The sequence below is a fragment of the Streptomyces sp. 2P-4 genome (assembly GCF_030167965.1).
GTDB lineage: Bacteria > Actinomycetota > Actinomycetes > Streptomycetales > Streptomycetaceae > Streptomyces > Streptomyces globosus_A.
On record NZ_CP095011.1, the window covers coordinates 1,405,241 to 1,422,106 of the forward strand.

Below are 16,866 nucleotides of genomic sequence, written 5' to 3' on the forward strand. Positions count from 1 at the left end.
CCTACGGGACCGCGGTCGAGACGACGTAGACGCTCGGCTTGGCCGGGTCGGTGAGGTCGACGGTCACGTCGCGGGTGGGACGGGGGGCGGGCTGCTCCAGGGTGGTCCCGTACCAGGTCCTGTGCGGTTTCCAGTTCCAGCCCGAGACGGCCGTGTCGTGCGCGTCGATCGCCACGCCGCGGGTCAGCTCGGCGCGGCTGGTGCCGAGGTCGGCGAGGAAGCCGTCCAGGTCGGCGGGGGTGACGGCGAACTGCACGTACAGCCGGCTGGTGTGCCAGTTGTTCGTCTCCAGGAAGCCGACCTTCCAGGCCTTCTGGGGGATGGGCACGTCGTAGATGCTGCGCTGCACCCGCGAGGGCCAGGCGGGCCGGACCTTCGTGGCGCCGACCTTGGCGGCCTTGTCGCGGCCGCTCTCGCGGCTCTGCTGCGCGGAGACGGCGAGGTAGCCGGCGGGGACGCCGATCAGCAGCAGGATGATCAGGGCCGTGATCCAGCGGCGCCGGACGACGTGCTTGCGGTCCTCCGCGGGGGGCGGTGCGCCGCTCTCGTCGGGGGCGGGCGCCTGGCGGGGCAGGGTGGGCGGTGTCACTGCGTGTCGTCCTGGTCGTCGGGGCCGGGGGTCTTGCGGCGGCCGAGCTGCGCGTAGCGCTCGTACCGCTCGACGCGCCGGCGGGTGGCGCGGCGGAAGCGGCGGGCGACGAGCCGGGCGAGGTCGGCGGCCCCGACCATGCCGGCCTCGGGGCCGAGCTGGGCCTTGGCGATGCGGGCCTCGGGCCGGTAGCCGCGCCCGGTCAGGTGCCTGCGGAAGGCGTCCCGGGCGGGGCCGATCAGCAGGTCGTCGGCGGCGCTGACGCCTCCGCCGATGACGAAGCAGGAGGGGTCCAGGGCGGCGGCGAGGTTGGCGATGCCGACGCCGAGCCACTGGCCGATGTCCTGGAGGAGCTCGATGCACATGGCGTCGCCCTCGCGGGCGAGCTCGGTGATGAGCGGGCCGGTGATCTCCTGGATGTTGCCGCCGACGCGGGCGATGATGCCGTACGCCACCGGGGAGTCGGCGGCGGCGAGCTCGCGGGCCTCGCGGACCAGGGCGTTGCCGGAGCTGTACTGCTCCCAGCAGCCGCGGTTGCCGCAGGGGCAGCGGTGGCCGCCGGGGACGACCTGCATGTGGCCGAACTCGCCGGCGACCCCGTACCGGCCGCGCTTGACCTGGCCGCCCTCCAGGATCGCGCCGCCGATGCCGGTGCCGAGCGTGATCATGACGAGGTTGTCCTCGCCGCGGCCGGCCCCGAAGCGCCACTCGGCCCAGGCGGCGGTGTTGGCGTCGTTGTCGACCATGACGGGGACGGCGAGGCGGGACTGGAGGGCGTCGCGCAGCGGCTCGTCGCGCCAGGCCAGGTGGGGGGCGAAGAGGACGCGGGAGCGGTCGGCGTCGACCCAGCCGGCCGCGCCGATGCCGACGGCGTGGACGTCGTGGCGGTCGGAGAGGTCGAGGACGAGCTCGACGATGGTGTCCTCGACGACCTTGGGGCTCTTGGACTTGTCGGGGGTCTCGGTGCGGATCTTCTCCAGGATCACGCCGTCGGCGTCGACGACGCCCGCCATGACCTTGGTGCCGCCGATGTCGATGCCGACGGTGGGGACGCGGGGGGCGGTCAGGTGCGACCGGCGCTCACGGGACCCGATGGTCCGCAGGACGGTGCCCCGCGCCGACCCTCGGTGGGTGAGCGTGAAGTCCCGGTACGTGCTCATCGAGTCGTGTCGTCCCTCGGCGGTGCGGTGGTGCCCGCGGGCCCGGCGGGCTCGGGGGGCTGCGGTCCCGATTGTGCCACCCGGGCCAGTTCGTGGCTCAGCTCGTCCAGCTCGGAGCCGCCGGCCATCTGCCGGGTGAGCTCGTCGAGGGTGATCGAGTCGCGGGTGTGGCTGCCGGCCATCGCACCGCGCTTGAGCAGGACGAAGCGGTCGCCGACGAGGTGGGCGTGGTGCGGGTTGTGGGTGATGAGGACCACGCCGAGTCCGGCGTCCCGGGCGGCGGCGACGTACTTCAGGACGACGCCGGACTGCTTCACGCCCAGGGCTGCGGTGGGCTCGTCCAGGACGAGGACCTTGGCGCCGAAGTGGACGGCGCGGGCGATGGCCACGCACTGCCGCTCGCCGCCGGAGAGGGTGCCGATCGGCTGGTCGACGTCGCGCAGGTCGATGCCCATGCGCAGCAGCTCGGCCCGGGTCGTGCGGCGCATGAGGTCCACGTCGAGGCGGCGCAGCGGGCCGCGGCCCCGGGTGGGCTCGGAGCCGAGGAAGAAGTTCCGCCACACGGGCATGAGGGGGACGACGGCCAGGTCCTGGTAGACGGTGGCGATGCCGCGGTCCAGGGCGGCGCGCGGGTTGGCGAGTTCGGTCTCCTCGCCCTCGATCTCGAAGGTGCCGGAGTCGTGCCGGTGCAGCCCCGAGATGATCTTGATGAGGGTGGACTTGCCGGCGCCGTTGTCGCCGAGGACGCAGGTGATCCCGCCGGCCGAGACCTCCAGGGAGACGTCCCTCAGGGCGCGGATGCTGCCGTAGGACTTGCTGACTCCGGTCAGCTTCACGAGGGGTGTCACTTCGCCTCCGCCCGCTTGCGGACCCATGCGTTGAGCAGCGCGGCCAGCAGGAGCATCGCGCCGAGGAAGAACTTGAACCAGTCGGGGTTCCACTGGGCGTACACGATGCCGTTGCTGGTCATGCCGAAGATGAGGGCGCCCACGGCCGCGCCGATGGCGGAGCCGTAGCCGCCGGTCATCAGGCAGCCGCCGATGACGGCCGCGATGATGTAGAGGAACTCGTTGCCGACGCCCTCGCCGGACTGGACGACGTCGTACGAGAACAGGATGTGCTGTCCGGAGATCCAGGCGCAGAGGGCGACGCCCATGTAGAGGCCGATGCGGGTCCGGACGACGGGGACGCCGACGGCGCGGGCCGCGTCGGCGCCGCCGCCCACCGCGAAGATCCAGTTCCCGGCGCGGGTGCGCAGCAGGATCCAGGTGGCGAGGGCGACGAGGGCGGCCCACCACAGGACGGTGACCTTGAGGGTGACGGGGCCGAGGGTCCACTGGGAGGCGAAGAGCGCCTGCGCGGAGGGGAAGCCCTCCATGTCGGCGATGCTCTTGGTGGAGACGGTGCCGGTGATCAGCTTGGTGAAGCCGAGGTTCAGGCCGGTCAGCATCAGGAAGGTGCCGAGGGTGATGATGAAGCTCGGCAGCTTGGTGCGGGTCAGCATGTAGCCGTTGAAGAAGCCGAGCGCGAGGGTGACCAGCAGCGAGACGAGGACGCCGACCCACACGTTGGCGGTCATCTGGTAGCTGAACATCGAGCTGACCAGGGCCGAGGTGGTGACCATCACGCCGGCGGAGAGGTCGAACTCGCCGCCGATCATCAGCAGGGCCACGGGGACGGCCATGATGCCGAGGGTGGACGCCGAGTACAGGACGGTGCTCAGGCTGGACGCGCGCAGGAAGCTGTCGGCGGCGAGGGAGAAGAAGAGGAAGACGGCCGCGGCTCCGACGACGGCGCCCAGCTCGGGCCGGCCGAGCAGGCGGCGCAGCAGCGGGACGGGCGCGAGCCGCTCGTCGGCGGGCGCGCCGGGCGCGGGGGCGGGGGCGGGGGCGGGGGCGGTCACCGGGTGCCCCGCTTGATGTACTCCTCCAGCGCGGCGGCCTCGGCGGCGGTGACGATCTGCGGACCGGTCAGGACCGGGCGGCCGCCGCCGAGCACGTCGGCGTTGTAGCGGTAGAGCCACAGCAGGTCGACCGCCTGGTAGCCCTGGAGGTAGGGCTGCTGGTCGACGGCGAAGCCGAGGACGCCGGACTTCAGGTCGCGGGCGACCGCGGCGTTGAGGTCGAAGGTGTCGACCTCGGCCTTGCTGCCCGCCGCCTCCTTCGCCTTCACGGCGGTCGCCGCGAACGGCGCGCCGAGGGTGAGGACCGCGTCCACGGACGGGTCGGCCTGCAGCTTGGCCTGGACGGCCGCCTGGACGGACGGCATGTTGGTGCCCTCGACGTAGAGGTTCTCCATGGTGCCGCCGAAGGTCTTCTTCGCCCCGGCGCACCGCTGCTCGTGCCCGACGTTGCCCTGCTCGTGCAGGACGCAGACCGCCTTCGTGCGGCCGCGGCGGGTCAGCTCGGCGCCGACGGCCTCGCCGGCGACCTGCTCGTCCTGGCCGATGTGGGTGAGCGCGCCGTACTCGGCCGACTGGGCGGATCCGGAGTTGACGGTGACGACCGGGATGCCGGCCTTGACGGCCTTGGCGACGACGTCCTTGAGCGCCTCCGGCTTGGCGAGGCTGACGATGATGCCGTCGGCCTTCTGGTCAATGGCGTTCTGCACGAGCTGGGCCTGCTGCTGCGCCTGGTCGTCGTGCGAGTAGACGAAGTTGATGTTGTCCTTCGCTGCGGCCTCCTTGGCGCCCTTCTGGACGATGTCCCAGAAGGTGTCGCCGTCCCCCGCGTGCGTGACCATCGCGAAGGTCCAGCGGGGGGTGGACACGGCGGGCCGGCCCGCCGCCGCGGCCTTGGCGCGATCCTCGGCGCGCTTGCCGCCCGTGCTGCTGCAGCCCGCGAGGGAGGCCCCCAGTACCGCCGCGAGCACGGCGCCGACGACGCGTACCCCTGTCCCGACCCTTGCCACGTTGCCGTGCCCTTCCTTCGTGCGGTGTCTTCGTCTTCCGCGGTCCGCTGATGTCAAAGCGGTCATTCCGGTTCCAGCCGCCCAGTATCCGCCACAGTGCACCATGTGCGGCCATCGGGGGCGTCCCGGCGATCCGGGCAGGCCCGGGTGCCCGCAGGCGGATTGACAGCACCGCCGCCGCGGTCCAGGTTGAGTGCATGCGCATCGGGCTGATCGGAACGGGCCGCATCGGGTCCTTCCACGCCGCGGCTCTGGCCCGCCACCCGGACGCCGGCTCGCTGCTGCTGGCCGACGCCGATCCGGGGCGGGCCGCGCGGCTGGCCGAGCGGCTGGGCGCGACGGCCGCCCCCTCCGTGGACCAGGTGTTCACCTGGGGCGTGGACGCGGTGGTCGTCTCCAGCGCCACCGACGCGCACGCGGAGCTGGTGGTGCGGGCCGTGCGGGGCGGGCTGCCGGTGTTCTGCGAGAAGCCGCTGGCCTCGGACCTGGCCCGGACGCTGTCGGTGCTGCGGGAGGTGGAGGCCGCGGGCGGGGTGCTCCAGCTGGGGTTCATGCGCCGCTTCGACGCCGGGTACCGCACCGCGCGGGAGCTGGTCCGCTCGGGTGCGCTGGGCCGGCTGCACACCGTACGGACGATGACGGCCGATCCGCAGCCGCCGCCCGCGCCGTACCTGGCGACGTCGGGCGGGCTGTTCCGGGACTGCCTGGTGCACGACTTCGACATGGTGCGCTGGGTCACCGGCCGGGAGGTGGCGCACGTGTACGCGGCGGGCTCGGACGCGGGCCCGCCGGTGTTCCGCGAGACCGGTGATGTGGACACGGCCGCGGCGGTGCTCGTCCTGGACGACTCCACACTCGTGACCTGTACGGGGACCCGCTGCAACGGGGCGGGGTACGACGTCCGGATGGAGCTGGCCGGGGAGCTCGACCAGGTCTCCTCCGGGCTGGACGACCGCACCCCGATCGCGTCGACGGAGCCGCACGGCCCGCCGCCGGCGGCGAAGCCGTGGACGGGCTTCCTGGAGCGGTTCGCCCCCGCGTACGAGGCGGAGCTGGCCGCATTCGTCCGGCTCGTGCGCGGCGAGGGGCCGAACCCCTGCGACGGCCGGGAGGCGCTGGCCGCGCTCCGCGTCGCCGAGGCGTGCGAACTCTCGCGGCGGGAGCGGCGCCCGGTGGACCTGGCGGAGCTGCCCGGCCTGTGAGCGGCCGGGCGCCGGCGCGGGCTGCGGCTGCCGCGGGTGGCGGGGCACGGTCCGCGGCTACCAGCGCACCGGGAGCCGGGTCACTCCCCGCATGAGGCTGCCGCGGACCCAGTCGGGCGGGCCGGCGCCGGGGTCCTCGGCCAGGGTCGGGAAGCGCTCCAGCAGGCCGCGCAGGGCGGTGCGTCCCTCCAGCCGGGCGAGCGGGGCGCCGAGGCAGAAGTGCAGTCCGTGGCCGAAGGCCAGGTGGCCCTGGGGTGCGCGCCGGATGTCGAAGGTGTCGGGGTCGGCGTAGCGGGCCGGGTCGCGGTCGGCTGCGGCGAGCGAGACGAGGACGGTGGATCCGGCGGGGATGAGGGTGGTCCCGATCTCCACGTCCTCGCGGGCATGCCGGTAGGTGGCGTTCTGCACGGGGCCCTCGTGGCGCAGCATCTCCTCGACGGCCCCGTCGAGGAGCCCGTCCGGGTCGGCGCGGAGCGCGGCGAGCTGGGCGGGGTGGGCGAGCAGGGCCCGGACGCCGTTGCAGATGAGGTTGACGGTGGTCTCGTGGCCGGCGATCAGCAGCAGGAAGGCCATGCCGATCAGCTCGTCCGGGGAGAGGGAGTCTCCGTCCTCGTCGCGGGTGCGGATGAGGGCGGAGAGCAGGTCCTGGCCGGGCTCCTGGGCCTTGGCCTCGACGAGCTCGGCGAGGTAGAGGCTCAGCTGCCGGTGGGCGGCGGTGTCGGGGGCGCCGGAGGGCGGGGAGACGACCGCCTTGGACCAGTGGCCGAACCGCTCCCGGTCGAGGCCGGGCACGCCGAGCAGTTCGCAGATGACGGTCATCGGCAGCGGGAAGGCGAGGGCCTGCACGAGGTCGGCGCTGCGCTGCGGGCGGGCCGCCATGGCGTCGAGCAGCCCGTCGGTGACCTCCCGGACCCGGGGGCGGAGCGCCTCGACGCGGCGGGCGGTGAACTCGCGGGCGACCAGGCGGCGCAGCCGGGTGTGCTGCGGCGGGTCGGACTCCAGCATGTTGAGGTTGGCGGCGGTGTGCGGGACGTCCGGCAGGCGCTCGCGCCAGTCCTTGGCGAGGCCGGGGTGGGTGAGGGCCTGCCGGGCCTCCTCGTGGCCGACGACGATCCAGGCCGGTTCGTACGCGTCCGAGGATGCGGCGATGCGGTGGACCGGGCCCCGCGCCCGCAGCGCCGCGTAGAAGGAGTAGGGGTCGGCCTGGAAGTCCGGGGCGTTTCCGCTGATGTCCGGTTGGGGCATGCGGCCCAGCGTACGGCGGGGGCTGATCCGCGGGCCCGCCCGTTTCCGGCCACTGTGCGGGCGTTGCGGCGCCGCGGCGGGGGCGGGTCAGAAGGTGCCGAAGGAGGCGCGGCCGGTGCGGCGGTAGGTGTGGATGGCGGTGCCCGCGGCGGTGGTGCGGGAGGCGGTGAGCTCGCAGGCGGTCGGCAGGCCGCCGCGGGGGAAGAGCCGGCGGCCGGCCCCCAGGTAGACGGGGAAGACGAGCAGGTTCATCTCGTCGACGAGGTCGCGGGCCAGCAGCCACTGGGCCAGCATGCCGCTGCCGTGCACCTGGAGTTCGCGGTCGGCCGGGAGGGCGTCCTTGACGCGGACGATCTCGCTCTGCAGGTTCTCGCCGTCGATGACGGTCGTCCCGGCCCACCGGGGGTCGGCCAGGGTGGTCGAGGCCACGTACTTGGGGAGTGTGTTGAGCCGGCCGGCGATGGGGTCCGCCGGGTCGGTGACCTGCGGCCAGTACCCGGCGAAGATGTCGTAGGTCCGCCGGCCGAGGAGGAAGGCCCCGACCCGGTCGAACACCTCGGTCATGAACTGCGCCATGCCGTCGTCGGCGTAGGGCACCAGCCAGCCGCCGTACTCGAAGCCGCCGCTGGGGTCCTCGGCGGGCCCGCCCGGGGCCTGCATCACGCCGTCGAGGGTGAGGAAGGTGGTCAGGGTCAGCTTGGCCATGGCCGGGCGCTCCTTCGGGTCGGTGTCGCCTGCACCGCACCAGGGTCCCCGCCCGCGCCGGGCGCGGCCGTGCGGCACGCACGGACTCCAGGTCGGATTCCTGCCGGACGCCCGCCCACCCCGCGACGTTTCATTGAAGCGTCAACGATTCAGCGGGAGGAAGGAACACCGTGAACGCGAACAGAGTGGCCCTCGTGACGGGCGGCAGCCGGGGCATCGGGGCGGCGACCGCGCTGCGCCTGGCGGAGGACGGCGCGGACGTGGCCCTCACCTACGTGAGCGGGGCGTCGGCGGACGCAGCCGCCGCAGTCGCCGCCCGGATCGAGGCCATGGGCCGGCGCGCCCTGGCGGTACGCGCCGATGCCGGGGACGCGGGGCAGGCGGCCGGAGCGGTGGCGGCGGCCGTGGACGGACTGGGCCGGATCGACGTCCTGGTCAACAACGCCGCGATCGGCGTGCTCGGCCCGCTGGAGGACCTGGCCGCGGCCGACGTGGACCGTGTGCTCGCCGTCAACGTGCGCGGCGCGTTCGTGACGGCGCAGGCGGCGGCCGGCCGCATGGGGGCCGGGGGCCGCATCATCACCGTCGGCAGCTGCCTGGTGCAGCGGGTGACCGCGCCGGGCGGCACCCTGTACGCGATGAGCAAGGCGGCGCTGACCGGCCTGACGAAGGGCCTGGCCCGGGAGCTCGGCGGGCGGGGCATCACCGCGAACCTGGTCCACCCCGGCCCCGTCGACACGGACATGAACCCGGCGGACGGGCCGTACGCCGCCCCGCAGAGCGAGGCGACGGCCCTCGGCCGGTTCGGCACGCCGGACGAGGTGGCCGCCGTCGTGTCGTTCCTGGCGGGCCCGGAGGCCGGCTACGTGACGGGAGCGGAGTTCTCGGTGGACGGCGGCCACGCCGTGTAGTGCGGCGCGGCCCGCGCGCCGCGGGGGTGTCGGCCCCCGCGGCGGCCGGGCGGCTGGGGGCCGGGCCGTCAGCCGCCCAGTTCCTGGTGGCGGGCGGTGAGGGCGGCCGTGCCCGCCTCCGTCAGGGAGCCGAACAGGCGCAGGCGGGAGAACCCGCCGTCGGGGAAGATGTCGATCCGGACGTGGGTGCCGACCGCCGGGGCGTCCAGCACGAAGCGGTGGTTCGTGTCGGGCTGCAGGCGGGTGCGCGGCAGGAACTCCGTCCACTCGCCGTCCTCGCCGGTGCGCACGGACAGCGAGGCCCAGCCGGCCGAGTTGCCCTTGAGGTAGGCGGTGTCGATCTCGACGGCGCGGATCTCGGACTCGGCGGCGAGCCGGTAGCGGATCCAGTCGTTGCCCTGGTCGCGGCGGCGGGCGGTCTCCCAGCCGTCGTCCATCTTGCGGGAGCGGCCCGGGTTGATGGTGTTGGTCGGCGGGGAGTAGAAGCGGTTGGAGGCGTCCTGGACGGCGCCGCCGTTCTCCAGGGCGACGACGTCGAAGGAGCCGAGGGCCGCCAGCCACGCGGGGTCGGGCAGCACCTCGCCGTGGACGCGCAGGCGGGCGATGCCGCCGTCCGGGTGCTGGTTGACCCGCAGGTGGGTGAAGCGCTGCTCGGCGTCGACCGCGAAGCCGTTGGCGGCGTGCCCGCCGACCGGGGTGCGGGGCACGAGGGTGGTCCACTTCACGCCGTCGGCGAGGAGGTCCTGCGGGGTCGGGGCCTGGGCGCCCGTCCAGTTGGCGCCCTCGACGGAGACGGCCTGCGGCATGTTGCCGCGGAAGTGGGCGGTGTCGACGACGATGCCGCGGATGACGCCGGGCGCGCCCAGGCGTACGAGCGCCCAGTCGTGGTCGTCGGCGGCGGGCCAGGGGTGCTCGGCGGAGGCGCCGCGGCGGCGGCGGGTCTCCCAGCCGTCCATGACCTTGCCCTTGTGGCCGAAGTGCTCGGGGTCGAACTCGGCGGGCTCGGGGACGAGGAGGTTCTCCCGCTGGGCGAAGAACTCGTCGTTCGCGGCGATCACACCGGCGCCGAGCTGCCGGTCGGCGAGGTTCGCGTACTGGGTGAACGGGAACTCGGCCGTGCGGTAGTCGGCGTACGGGTCGCCTCCCCCGTACGGGTTCGCGTTGCCGGTGAAGGAAGGGATCGCCACTGTCAGTTCTGCCTTTCGAGGAGTCGGCCGGTGGGCTCGGTGGGGGTGCCGTGGTCGGCGATCCGCACACCGCGCAGCCAGGTGGACCGCACGACGCCGTACAGGGTCCTGCCCGCGTACGCCGTGACCTGGTTGCGGTGGTGGAGCTCGGCCGGGTCCACGGTGAAGGTCTCGTCGGGGGCCAGGACGGCGAAGTCGGCGTCGCGGCCGGCCTCGATGGCGCCCTTGCGGCCGAGGCCCGCGAGGCGGGCGGGGGCGGTGGACATCCAGCGGGCGACGTCCTCCAGGGTGCGGCCGCGGCGGCGGGCCTCGGTCCAGATGGCCGGAAGGCCGAGCTGGAGGGAGGAGATGCCGCCCCAGGCGGTGGAGAAGTCGGCCGTCTTGAGGTCGGCGGTGGACGGCGAGTGGTCCGAGACGATGCAGTCGATGGTGCCGTCGGCGAGCGCCTCCCACAGCAGGTCCTGGTTGGCGGCCTCGCGGATGGGCGGGCAGCACTTGAACTCGCTGGCGCCGTCCGGGACCTCCTCGGCCGTCAGGGTGAGGTAGTGCGGGCAGGACTCGGCGGTGATGCGCACGCCCTCGGCGCGGGCGGCCGCGATCACGGGGAGCGCGTCACTGGAGGAGAGGTGCAGGACGTGGACGCGGGCGTCGAGGCGGCGGGCCTGGGCGATCAGGTTCTCGATCGCGGTGTTCTCGGCGGCGCGCGGCCGGGAGGCAAGGAAGTCGGCATACCTGGGGCCGGGGACGACGGGCGCGGAGTCCAGGTGGTGCGGGTCCTCGGCGTGCACGATCATCAGGCCGCCGAAGCCGCTGATCTCGGCGAGGGCCGCGGCGAGCTGCTCCTGGTCGAGCTGCGGGAACTCGTCGACGCCGGAGGGCGACAGGAAGCACTTGAAGCCGAAGACGCCGGCGTCGTGCAGGGGGCGGAGGTCCTTGGTGTTGTCGGGCAGGGCGCCGCCCCAGAAGCCGACGTCGACGTGCGCCTTGGTGCGGGCCGCCTCCTGCTTGACGGCGAGGTTCGCGGTGGTGGTGGTCGGGGGGAGGGAGTTCAGCGGCATGTCGAGGATCGTCGTGATGCCCCCGGCCGCGGCGGCGCGGGTGGCCGTCCAGAAGCCCTCCCACTCGGTGCGGCCGGGGTCGTTGACGTGGACGTGGGTGTCCACCAGGCCGGGGAGGAGGACGTCGTCCCCGAAGTCCTCCAGGCGGGCGCCGGCGGGCACGGGCGCCTCGTGGGGCAGCACGGCGGCGATCTTCCCGGCGGCGACGGCCACCGAGGCGGCGCGCGTCCCCTCGGGCGTGATGACGCGGGTCGAGCGCAGTACCAGTTCCACGTCGTCGGACACGCCGGAACCTCCCCATCTACTTCCACAGAGTGAAATTCAACGTTCTGTTGACGGAGTCTTCACGCCGATCCGGGGCCCAGTCAAGAGCGCCGTGGCACTGCACCGACACGCCGATGGTGCAATTGGAGGTTTCCACAGGATGGAATGATGTTTTCGCTATCCAGAATGTAGCTATCGCCGCCGGGAGGCGGACGGGTAGCTTCCCGACCACCTCCGCCACTCGGACAAACCCGCTCTGACCGGCGAGGACGGCGCCCACCCGGAACTGGGGCCGGCGCCGACCGACCGGTAGGCTGCTTCCTTGCCTGCCAGCACCGAAAGGACCGCGCCGTGCCGACGTCCAGCGCCAGCACCACCGACGCTTCCGCCAAGCCCACCGCCGGCAGCGGTGGCGTCCAGTCCCTTGAGCGCGCCTTCGACCTGCTCGAGCGCATGGCCGACGCCGGCGGCGAGGTCGGCCTGAGCGAGCTCTCCACCGCCAGCGGTCTGCCGCTGCCGACGATCCACCGCCTGATGCGCACCCTCGTCGCCTGCGGCTACGTACGCCAGCAGCCCAACCGACGGTACTCCCTCGGCCCCCGACTGATCCGCCTCGGCGAGTCCGCGTCGCGCCTGCTGGGCACCTGGGCCCGCCCGTACCTGGCCCGGCTGGTCGAGGAGACCGGCGAGACCGCCAACATGGCGCTGCTCGACGGCGACGAGATCGTGTACGTGGCGCAGGTGCCGTCCAAGCACTCCATGCGCATGTTCACCGAGGTGGGCCGGCGCGTGCTGCCGCACTCCACGGGCGTCGGCAAGGCCCTCCTGGCCCACACCCCGGCGGACGAGGTCCGCGCCCTGCTCGCCCGGACCGGGATGCCCGCGGCCACCGAGAAGACGATCACCACGCCCGAGGGCTTCCTGGAGGCCCTGGAGCAGGTGCGCAAGCTGGGCTACGCGGTCGACGACAACGAGCAGGAGATAGGGGTCCGCTGCCTGGCCGTGTCGGTGCCGGACTCGCCGACCGCCGCCGCGATCTCCATCTCGGGTCCGGCGGGCCGGGTCACCGAGGACCTGACCCCGTCCATCGTGCCGATCCTGCAGAACGTGGCGGCCGAGCTGTCCGTGGCCCTGCAGAGCCAGAGCCCCGCGTAGCGCGCCGAGGCCCGTGCGGGGGCTCCCGCACGGGCCTGCACCGGGGTCGGGTCACGCGGCCGGCAGCGGCTCCGTCAGCCTGCCGTCCGCCATCACCGCCGTGCGGTCCGCCCGCTCCAGGTGGGTGCGGTCGTGCGTGACCAGCACCGTGGCCGTGGACCGCTCCCGGGTGAGGGCGGCGAGCAGGTCGAGCACGGCCGCGCCGCGCTCGTGGTCGAGGGCGCTGGTGGGCTCGTCGACCAGGAGCACCGAGGGCTCGTTCATCAGCGCGCGGGCGATGTTCACGCGCTGGCGCTGCCCGCCGGAGAGCTGGTGGGGGCGCCTGCCGGCCTTGTCGGCGAGCCCGACCGCGTCCAGCAGCTCCAGGGCCCGGCGGCGCAGCGCCCGCGGCGGGCGCCCGGAGAGGTGCGCCATCGCCAGCAGCTGCTCGGCGGCGGTCAGCGACGGCAGCAGGTTGGGCTGCTGGAAGACGATGCCGATCTCCTCGCGGCGCAGCGCCGCCTTCTCGGCCGGGGTGAGCCGCGAGGTGTCCCGCCCGGCCACCACGACCCGCCCGGAGTCCGGGGTCACGAGGGTGGCGGCGACCGCCAGCAGGCTGGACTTCCCGGAGCCGGAGGGCCCGACGACGGCGGTGAGGGTGCCCGCGGGGACCTCCAGGGCGACGGCGTCGAGGGCGGTGAGCCGGCCCTCGCCGTCCGGGTAGGTGAGGGTGGCGTCGTGCACCAGCAGGGTCATCGGGCGCTCCCGAGGGCGGTCAGGGGGTCGACGGCGGTGATCCGCCGGATGGACAGCGCGGCGCCGAGCGCACCGAGCACGATCATGACGGCGGCCGGGAACAGCACGGTGCCGGCGTCGAGGACGAACGGGACGTCGCCGCCGCTGATCAGCGCGCCGAGGCCGGCGGCCAGGGCGGTGCCGAGGCCGGTGCCGAGCGCGAGCATCACCACGGCCTGGCCGAGGGCGTCGCGCAGCAGGTAGGGGGTGGAGGCGCCGAGCGCCTTCAGGACGGCGACGTCGCCGCTGCGCTGGATGGTCCACACGGTGAAGAAGGCCCCGGTGACGAGGGCGGAGATGGCGAAGAGGAAGCCGCGCATCAGCTGGAGCGAGCCGTTCTCGGACCGGTAGGAGCCGATGGCGCCGAGGGCGTCCTCGACGGTCCGCGCGGTGGTCCCGGCGGCCCGGTCGGCCGCGGCGAGCCCGGCGCCGGCGGAGGCGTCGACCGCGATGACGGTGGCGGCCCTGCCGGATCCCCCGCCGGGGGCCGTGGCGGGAGCCGTGCCGGGGACGGCGCCCGGGGTGCCGAGGCGCTGCCAGTCGTCCAGGTCCGCCCACACGACGGGCGTGTGGCTGTACGCGGCGGTGCCGGCGACGGCGGCGACGGTCAGCTCCAGCGGGCCGACGGCCAGCCGGGAGCCGGCGGTGAGCCCGCCGAGCTCCTCTGCCGCCTGCTCGGTCAGGACCACCCGGCCCGGACCGGGGCCGCCGCCGGCGGCAGGGGCGAGCGGGCCGCCCGGCTCCACGCCGAACACGGACACCGCCGCGGTGCGCTCCCCCGCCGCGGCGTCGGTGGTGCGGATGCCGAGCGGGTCGGCGGACCGCACCCCGGGCGTGTCCCGCCACGCCCGCCAGGCCTCCTCGGTGACCCGGGAGCGGGTGAACGACACCTCCTGCTGCCCCGGTGGGTCGGCGAAGGCCACATGTGAGGCGGGCAGCCCGGTGATCGCCGAGACGTTCTCCCGGGCCAGGCCGGCAGTCAGCCCCGACAGCAGGCCGACCAGCAGCGTGACCAGCACGACGACCGACCCCATGAGCGCGAAGCGGCCCTTTGCGAACCGCAGATCTCTCCAAGCGACGAACATGCCCCCACCCTGGCCGCCCAGGCCCCGCCGGGGCATCGTGCCCGGGGAGCGTTCCCCGTATCGAAGGTCGCACCCCGACATCAAACTTTTGATTGAAGGGACCCGGGGGCGGACGCGCATACGCTGGACGGGCCATGCCTGCTCCACACCCCGCCACGCCCCCGGCCCCCGCTCCCCCGGCGCCCCTCGCCGGGCGCCCGCTGACACCCGTCGCCCGCCTGCTCCGGCTGTGCCTGCACGGGCTGCTGGCCGGGCTGCTCGTCCTCGCCGCGGGACGCGCCTTCGCCGAAGCCGCACCCCACGCCGCCTGGACGGCCGCCGCCTGCGCCCTCCTCGCCGCCGTCTACGGCGCCGGGGTCCGGGCCCCGGCCGTCCACGCGTCGGCGCGCGCCGGGGCCGTCTGGCTCGGTGCGCTGGGCGCGGTGTGGGCGCTGCTGCTGGTGCTCTCCCCCGACGCGCTGTGGATCGCGTTCCCCCTGTACTTCCTCGAACTGCACCTGCTGCGGCTGCGCTGGGCCGTCGCGGCGGTCGCGCTGACGGCCTGCGCGGCCATCGGCTCGTTCGCCGCGCACAGCGGCACCCTCCGGCCCGGCGCCTTCCTCGGGCCGCTGCTCGGCGCCGCCGTGGCGGTCGCGACCGTCCTGGGCTACCAGGCCCTCTACCGGGAGAGCGAACACCGCCGCCGGCTGATCGAGGAGCTCATCGCGACCCGGGCCGAGCTCGCGGCGGCCGAACGGGCCGCGGGCACCACCGCCGAGCGGGAGCGGCTCGCCCGGGAGATCCACGACACCCTCGCCCAGGGCCTGTCCTCCATCCAGCTCCTGCTGCGCGCCGCGGAGCGGGCGCTGCCCGGCGGCGACCCCGCGCTGGCGCCCGCCCTGGAGCACATCGGCCGGGCCCGGGCCGCCGCCCAGGAGAACCTCGCCGAGGCCCGCCGGTTCGTACGGGCGCTGACCCCGCCGGACCTGGAGCGCGGCTCGCTGGCCGCCGCGCTGGAGCGGCTGTGCGCCGCGGCCCCGCAGGCCCGCTTCTCGCTCAGCGGCACCCCGCGGGCGCTGCCCACCCCGTACGAGGTCGCGCTGCTGCGGATCGCGCAGTCTGCGCTGGCGAACGTGGTCCGCCACGCCGGGGCCGGGCGCGCCGAGATCACGCTGACCTTCATGGACGCCTCGGTGACGCTCGACGTCGTCGACGACGGGTCCGGCTTCGACCCGGCGGGCGCCCCGCGCGGCGACGGCGGCTTCGGGCTGCCCGCCATGCGGGCGCGCGCCGAGTCGCTCGGCGGGCTGTTCACCGTGGAGTCGGCACCCGGGCAGGGCACTGCCGTCGCCGTCACGCTGCCGCTGCCCGCGGAGGCGGAGCCGCCGGCCGGGGGCGCAGCCACCGGCCCCACGGACAGGGAGGTCCCCCGATGACGATCCGGCTGCTGCTGGCCGACGACCACCCGGTGGTGCGGGCCGGGCTGCGCGCGGTGCTGGACACCGAACCCGACTTCACGGTGGTCGCGGAGGCGGCGACGGCCGAGCGGGCCGTGGAGCTGGCGGCCTCGGAGCCGGTGGACGTCGTCCTGATGGACCTCCAGTTCGGCGCGGGCATGCACGGCTCGGCGGCCACGGCCGCGATCACGGCCCGGGCGGGCGCACCCCGGGTGCTGGTGCTGACCACGTACGACACGGACGCGGACATCCTCGCGGCGGTCGAGGCGGGCGCCTCCGGCTACCTGCTGAAGGACGCCCCGCCCGAGGAGCTCGCGGCGGCGGTGCGCACGGCCGCGGCGGGCCAGTCGGCGCTGGCGCCGGCGGTGGCGCTGCGGCTGATGGACCGGATGCGGACGCCCACGGAGGCGCTGACGAAGCGGGAGCTGGAGGTGCTGCAGCTGGTCGCCGACGGGCTGTCCAACCAGCAGATCTCCAAGCGGCTGTTCCTGAGCCAGGCCACGGTCAAGTCGCACCTGGTGCACGTGTACGCCAAGCTCGGCGTGGACTCCCGTACGGCGGCGGTGGCGGCGGCCGCGGCCCGCCGCCTCATCCGGACGCCTTAGCGGCCGGCTCCAGGGCGGTGAGTTCTTCCGCCGACAGGCGCAGGGAGCCGGCGGCGACGTTCTGGGTGAGGTGGCCGGGGTCGCCGGTGCCGGGGATGGCCAGGACGTGGGGGCCCTGGTGGAGCGTCCACGCCAGCCGGATCTGGGCCGCGCTCACGCCGTGGGTGCGGGCGGCGGCGTGCACCTCCGGGCGGTGGCCGGCGGTCGCACCGGCGGTGCGTCCGGCGCCGGCGATCGAGTAGAACGGCACGAAGGCGATGCCCTGCTCGCCGCAGAGGTCCAGGAACTCCTTCTGCTCGGGTGATGCGCCGATGCCGTACATGTTCTGGATTCTACGGATTCGACCACTCAGACAGCGGCGGCCAGGAGGCTTCCGACGTGGGCCGCCGGGCCGGCGAAGACGCCGGAGGACAGCGCGGCAGCGGCGGCGCCCAGGACGGTCGCGGCGGCCGCAAGGGCGGTGCGGAGGCTCGGGCGGGGCATGGGGGCTCCTCGGGTGGCGGGGTGTCGGCCCCGCGGGCGGGGGCCGTGCCTCCAGGGGACCCGGCCGGCGGGGGCGGCGTCATGCCGCGGGATCGCG

17 protein-coding genes and 1 pseudogene are annotated in these 16,866 nt (G+C 74.7%); 5 read left to right on the forward strand and 13 right to left on the reverse strand.

Features of this window, described 5'->3' with window-relative positions; all coding sequences use genetic code 11:
* Position 1 precedes the first annotated feature (1 nt).
* The 5 genes from MUK52_RS05765 to MUK52_RS05785 are packed head-to-tail and all read right to left on the reverse strand — an operon-like array spanning position 2 to position 4,659.
* Positions 2 to 589 carry a hypothetical protein gene (locus MUK52_RS05765; protein WP_114054889.1) on the reverse strand — a complete coding sequence of 196 codons (588 nt, stop codon included), beginning with the start codon at positions 587 to 589 and terminating at the stop codon, positions 2 to 4.
* On the reverse strand, positions 586 to 1,749 hold the full coding sequence (locus MUK52_RS05770) for an ROK family glucokinase (RefSeq protein WP_114054888.1): 1,164 nt from the start codon (positions 1,747 to 1,749) through the stop codon (positions 586 to 588). The genes MUK52_RS05765 and MUK52_RS05770 overlap by 4 nt, the downstream gene beginning before the upstream one ends.
* Entirely contained in the window at positions 1,746 to 2,624 is an 879-nt protein-coding gene (locus tag MUK52_RS05775; RefSeq protein WP_428985411.1) for an ATP-binding cassette domain-containing protein, read from the reverse strand. The genes MUK52_RS05770 and MUK52_RS05775 overlap by 4 nt, the downstream gene beginning before the upstream one ends.
* Complete coding sequence (locus tag MUK52_RS05780) at positions 2,594 to 3,652, reverse strand: ABC transporter permease (RefSeq protein ID WP_502963541.1); 1,059 nt, start codon at positions 3,650 to 3,652, stop codon at positions 2,594 to 2,596. Before MUK52_RS05780 ends, MUK52_RS05775 begins: the two co-directional genes overlap by 31 nt.
* Entirely contained in the window at positions 3,649 to 4,659 is a 1,011-nt protein-coding gene (locus MUK52_RS05785; protein ID WP_284574942.1) for a sugar ABC transporter substrate-binding protein, read from the reverse strand. The genes MUK52_RS05780 and MUK52_RS05785 overlap by 4 nt, the downstream gene beginning before the upstream one ends.
* Positions 4,660 to 4,856: 197 nt before the next feature.
* On the opposite strand from MUK52_RS05785, the gene MUK52_RS05790 reads away from it, so the two are divergent.
* The gene (locus tag MUK52_RS05790; protein WP_114054886.1) at positions 4,857 to 5,861 is read left to right on the forward strand and encodes a Gfo/Idh/MocA family protein; all 1,005 of its coding nucleotides are present in this window, start codon (positions 4,857 to 4,859) and stop codon (positions 5,859 to 5,861) included.
* Positions 5,862 to 5,918: 57 nt separating this feature from the next.
* Here MUK52_RS05790 and MUK52_RS05795 read toward each other — a convergent pair whose 3' ends face one another.
* A complete protein-coding gene (locus tag MUK52_RS05795; protein WP_284574943.1) occupies positions 5,919 to 7,106 on the reverse strand; it encodes a cytochrome P450 family protein in 1,188 nt (395 codons plus the stop codon).
* 87 nt (positions 7,107 to 7,193) lie between these two features.
* Positions 7,194 to 7,811 (reverse strand): dihydrofolate reductase family protein, encoded by a 618-nt coding sequence (locus MUK52_RS05800; RefSeq protein ID WP_114054884.1) that lies wholly within the window; start codon positions 7,809 to 7,811, stop codon positions 7,194 to 7,196.
* 170 nt (positions 7,812 to 7,981) lie between these two features.
* Here MUK52_RS05800 and MUK52_RS05805 point away from each other — a divergent pair, with 170 nt between their 5' ends.
* Positions 7,982 to 8,722 carry an SDR family oxidoreductase gene (locus tag MUK52_RS05805; RefSeq protein WP_246042437.1) on the forward strand — a complete coding sequence of 247 codons (741 nt, stop codon included), beginning with the start codon at positions 7,982 to 7,984 and terminating at the stop codon, positions 8,720 to 8,722.
* Positions 8,723 to 8,790: 68 nt separating this feature from the next.
* On the opposite strand, the gene alc is transcribed toward MUK52_RS05805, so the two are convergent.
* Positions 8,791 to 9,909, reverse strand: a complete 1,119-nt coding sequence (gene alc, locus MUK52_RS05810; protein WP_114054882.1) for an allantoicase — start codon at positions 9,907 to 9,909, stop codon at positions 8,791 to 8,793.
* Between the two features lie 2 nt (positions 9,910 to 9,911).
* Positions 9,912 to 11,252 (reverse strand): allantoinase AllB, encoded by a 1,341-nt coding sequence (gene allB, locus MUK52_RS05815; RefSeq protein WP_284574944.1) that lies wholly within the window; start codon positions 11,250 to 11,252, stop codon positions 9,912 to 9,914.
* A gap of 330 nt (positions 11,253 to 11,582) precedes the next feature.
* Here allB and MUK52_RS05820 point away from each other — a divergent pair, with 330 nt between their 5' ends.
* The gene (locus MUK52_RS05820; RefSeq protein ID WP_114054880.1) at positions 11,583 to 12,386 is read left to right on the forward strand and encodes an IclR family transcriptional regulator; all 804 of its coding nucleotides are present in this window, start codon (positions 11,583 to 11,585) and stop codon (positions 12,384 to 12,386) included.
* Between the two features lie 51 nt (positions 12,387 to 12,437).
* On the opposite strand, the gene MUK52_RS05825 is transcribed toward MUK52_RS05820, so the two are convergent.
* The gene (locus tag MUK52_RS05825; protein ID WP_114054879.1) at positions 12,438 to 13,121 is read right to left on the reverse strand and encodes an ABC transporter ATP-binding protein; all 684 of its coding nucleotides are present in this window, start codon (positions 13,119 to 13,121) and stop codon (positions 12,438 to 12,440) included.
* Complete coding sequence (locus MUK52_RS05830) at positions 13,118 to 14,245, reverse strand: ABC transporter permease (RefSeq protein ID WP_284574945.1); 1,128 nt, start codon at positions 14,243 to 14,245, stop codon at positions 13,118 to 13,120. Before MUK52_RS05830 ends, MUK52_RS05825 begins: the two co-directional genes overlap by 4 nt.
* A 134-nt stretch (positions 14,246 to 14,379) precedes the next feature.
* Between MUK52_RS05830 and MUK52_RS05835 the strand changes: the two genes are divergently transcribed.
* Together MUK52_RS05835 and MUK52_RS05840 are read left to right on the forward strand one after the other, a co-directional pair.
* The gene (locus MUK52_RS05835) at positions 14,380 to 15,660 is read left to right on the forward strand and encodes a sensor histidine kinase (RefSeq protein ID WP_284574946.1); all 1,281 of its coding nucleotides are present in this window, start codon (positions 14,380 to 14,382) and stop codon (positions 15,658 to 15,660) included.
* Complete coding sequence (locus MUK52_RS05840; protein ID WP_114054876.1) at positions 15,657 to 16,286, forward strand: response regulator; 630 nt, start codon at positions 15,657 to 15,659, stop codon at positions 16,284 to 16,286. Before MUK52_RS05835 ends, MUK52_RS05840 begins: the two co-directional genes overlap by 4 nt.
* Here the strand turns inward: MUK52_RS05840 and MUK52_RS05845 are convergent.
* Positions 16,270 to 16,617 (reverse strand): annotated as a pseudogene (locus MUK52_RS05845) (aldo/keto reductase); the annotation flags it as partial. The gene MUK52_RS05840 and the pseudogene MUK52_RS05845 overlap by 17 nt on opposite strands.
* Before the next feature lie 17 nt (positions 16,618 to 16,634).
* Positions 16,635 to 16,769 (reverse strand): hypothetical protein, encoded by a 135-nt coding sequence (locus MUK52_RS05850; RefSeq protein WP_281277914.1) that lies wholly within the window; start codon positions 16,767 to 16,769, stop codon positions 16,635 to 16,637.
* Between the last annotated feature and the right edge of the window lie 97 nt (positions 16,770 to 16,866).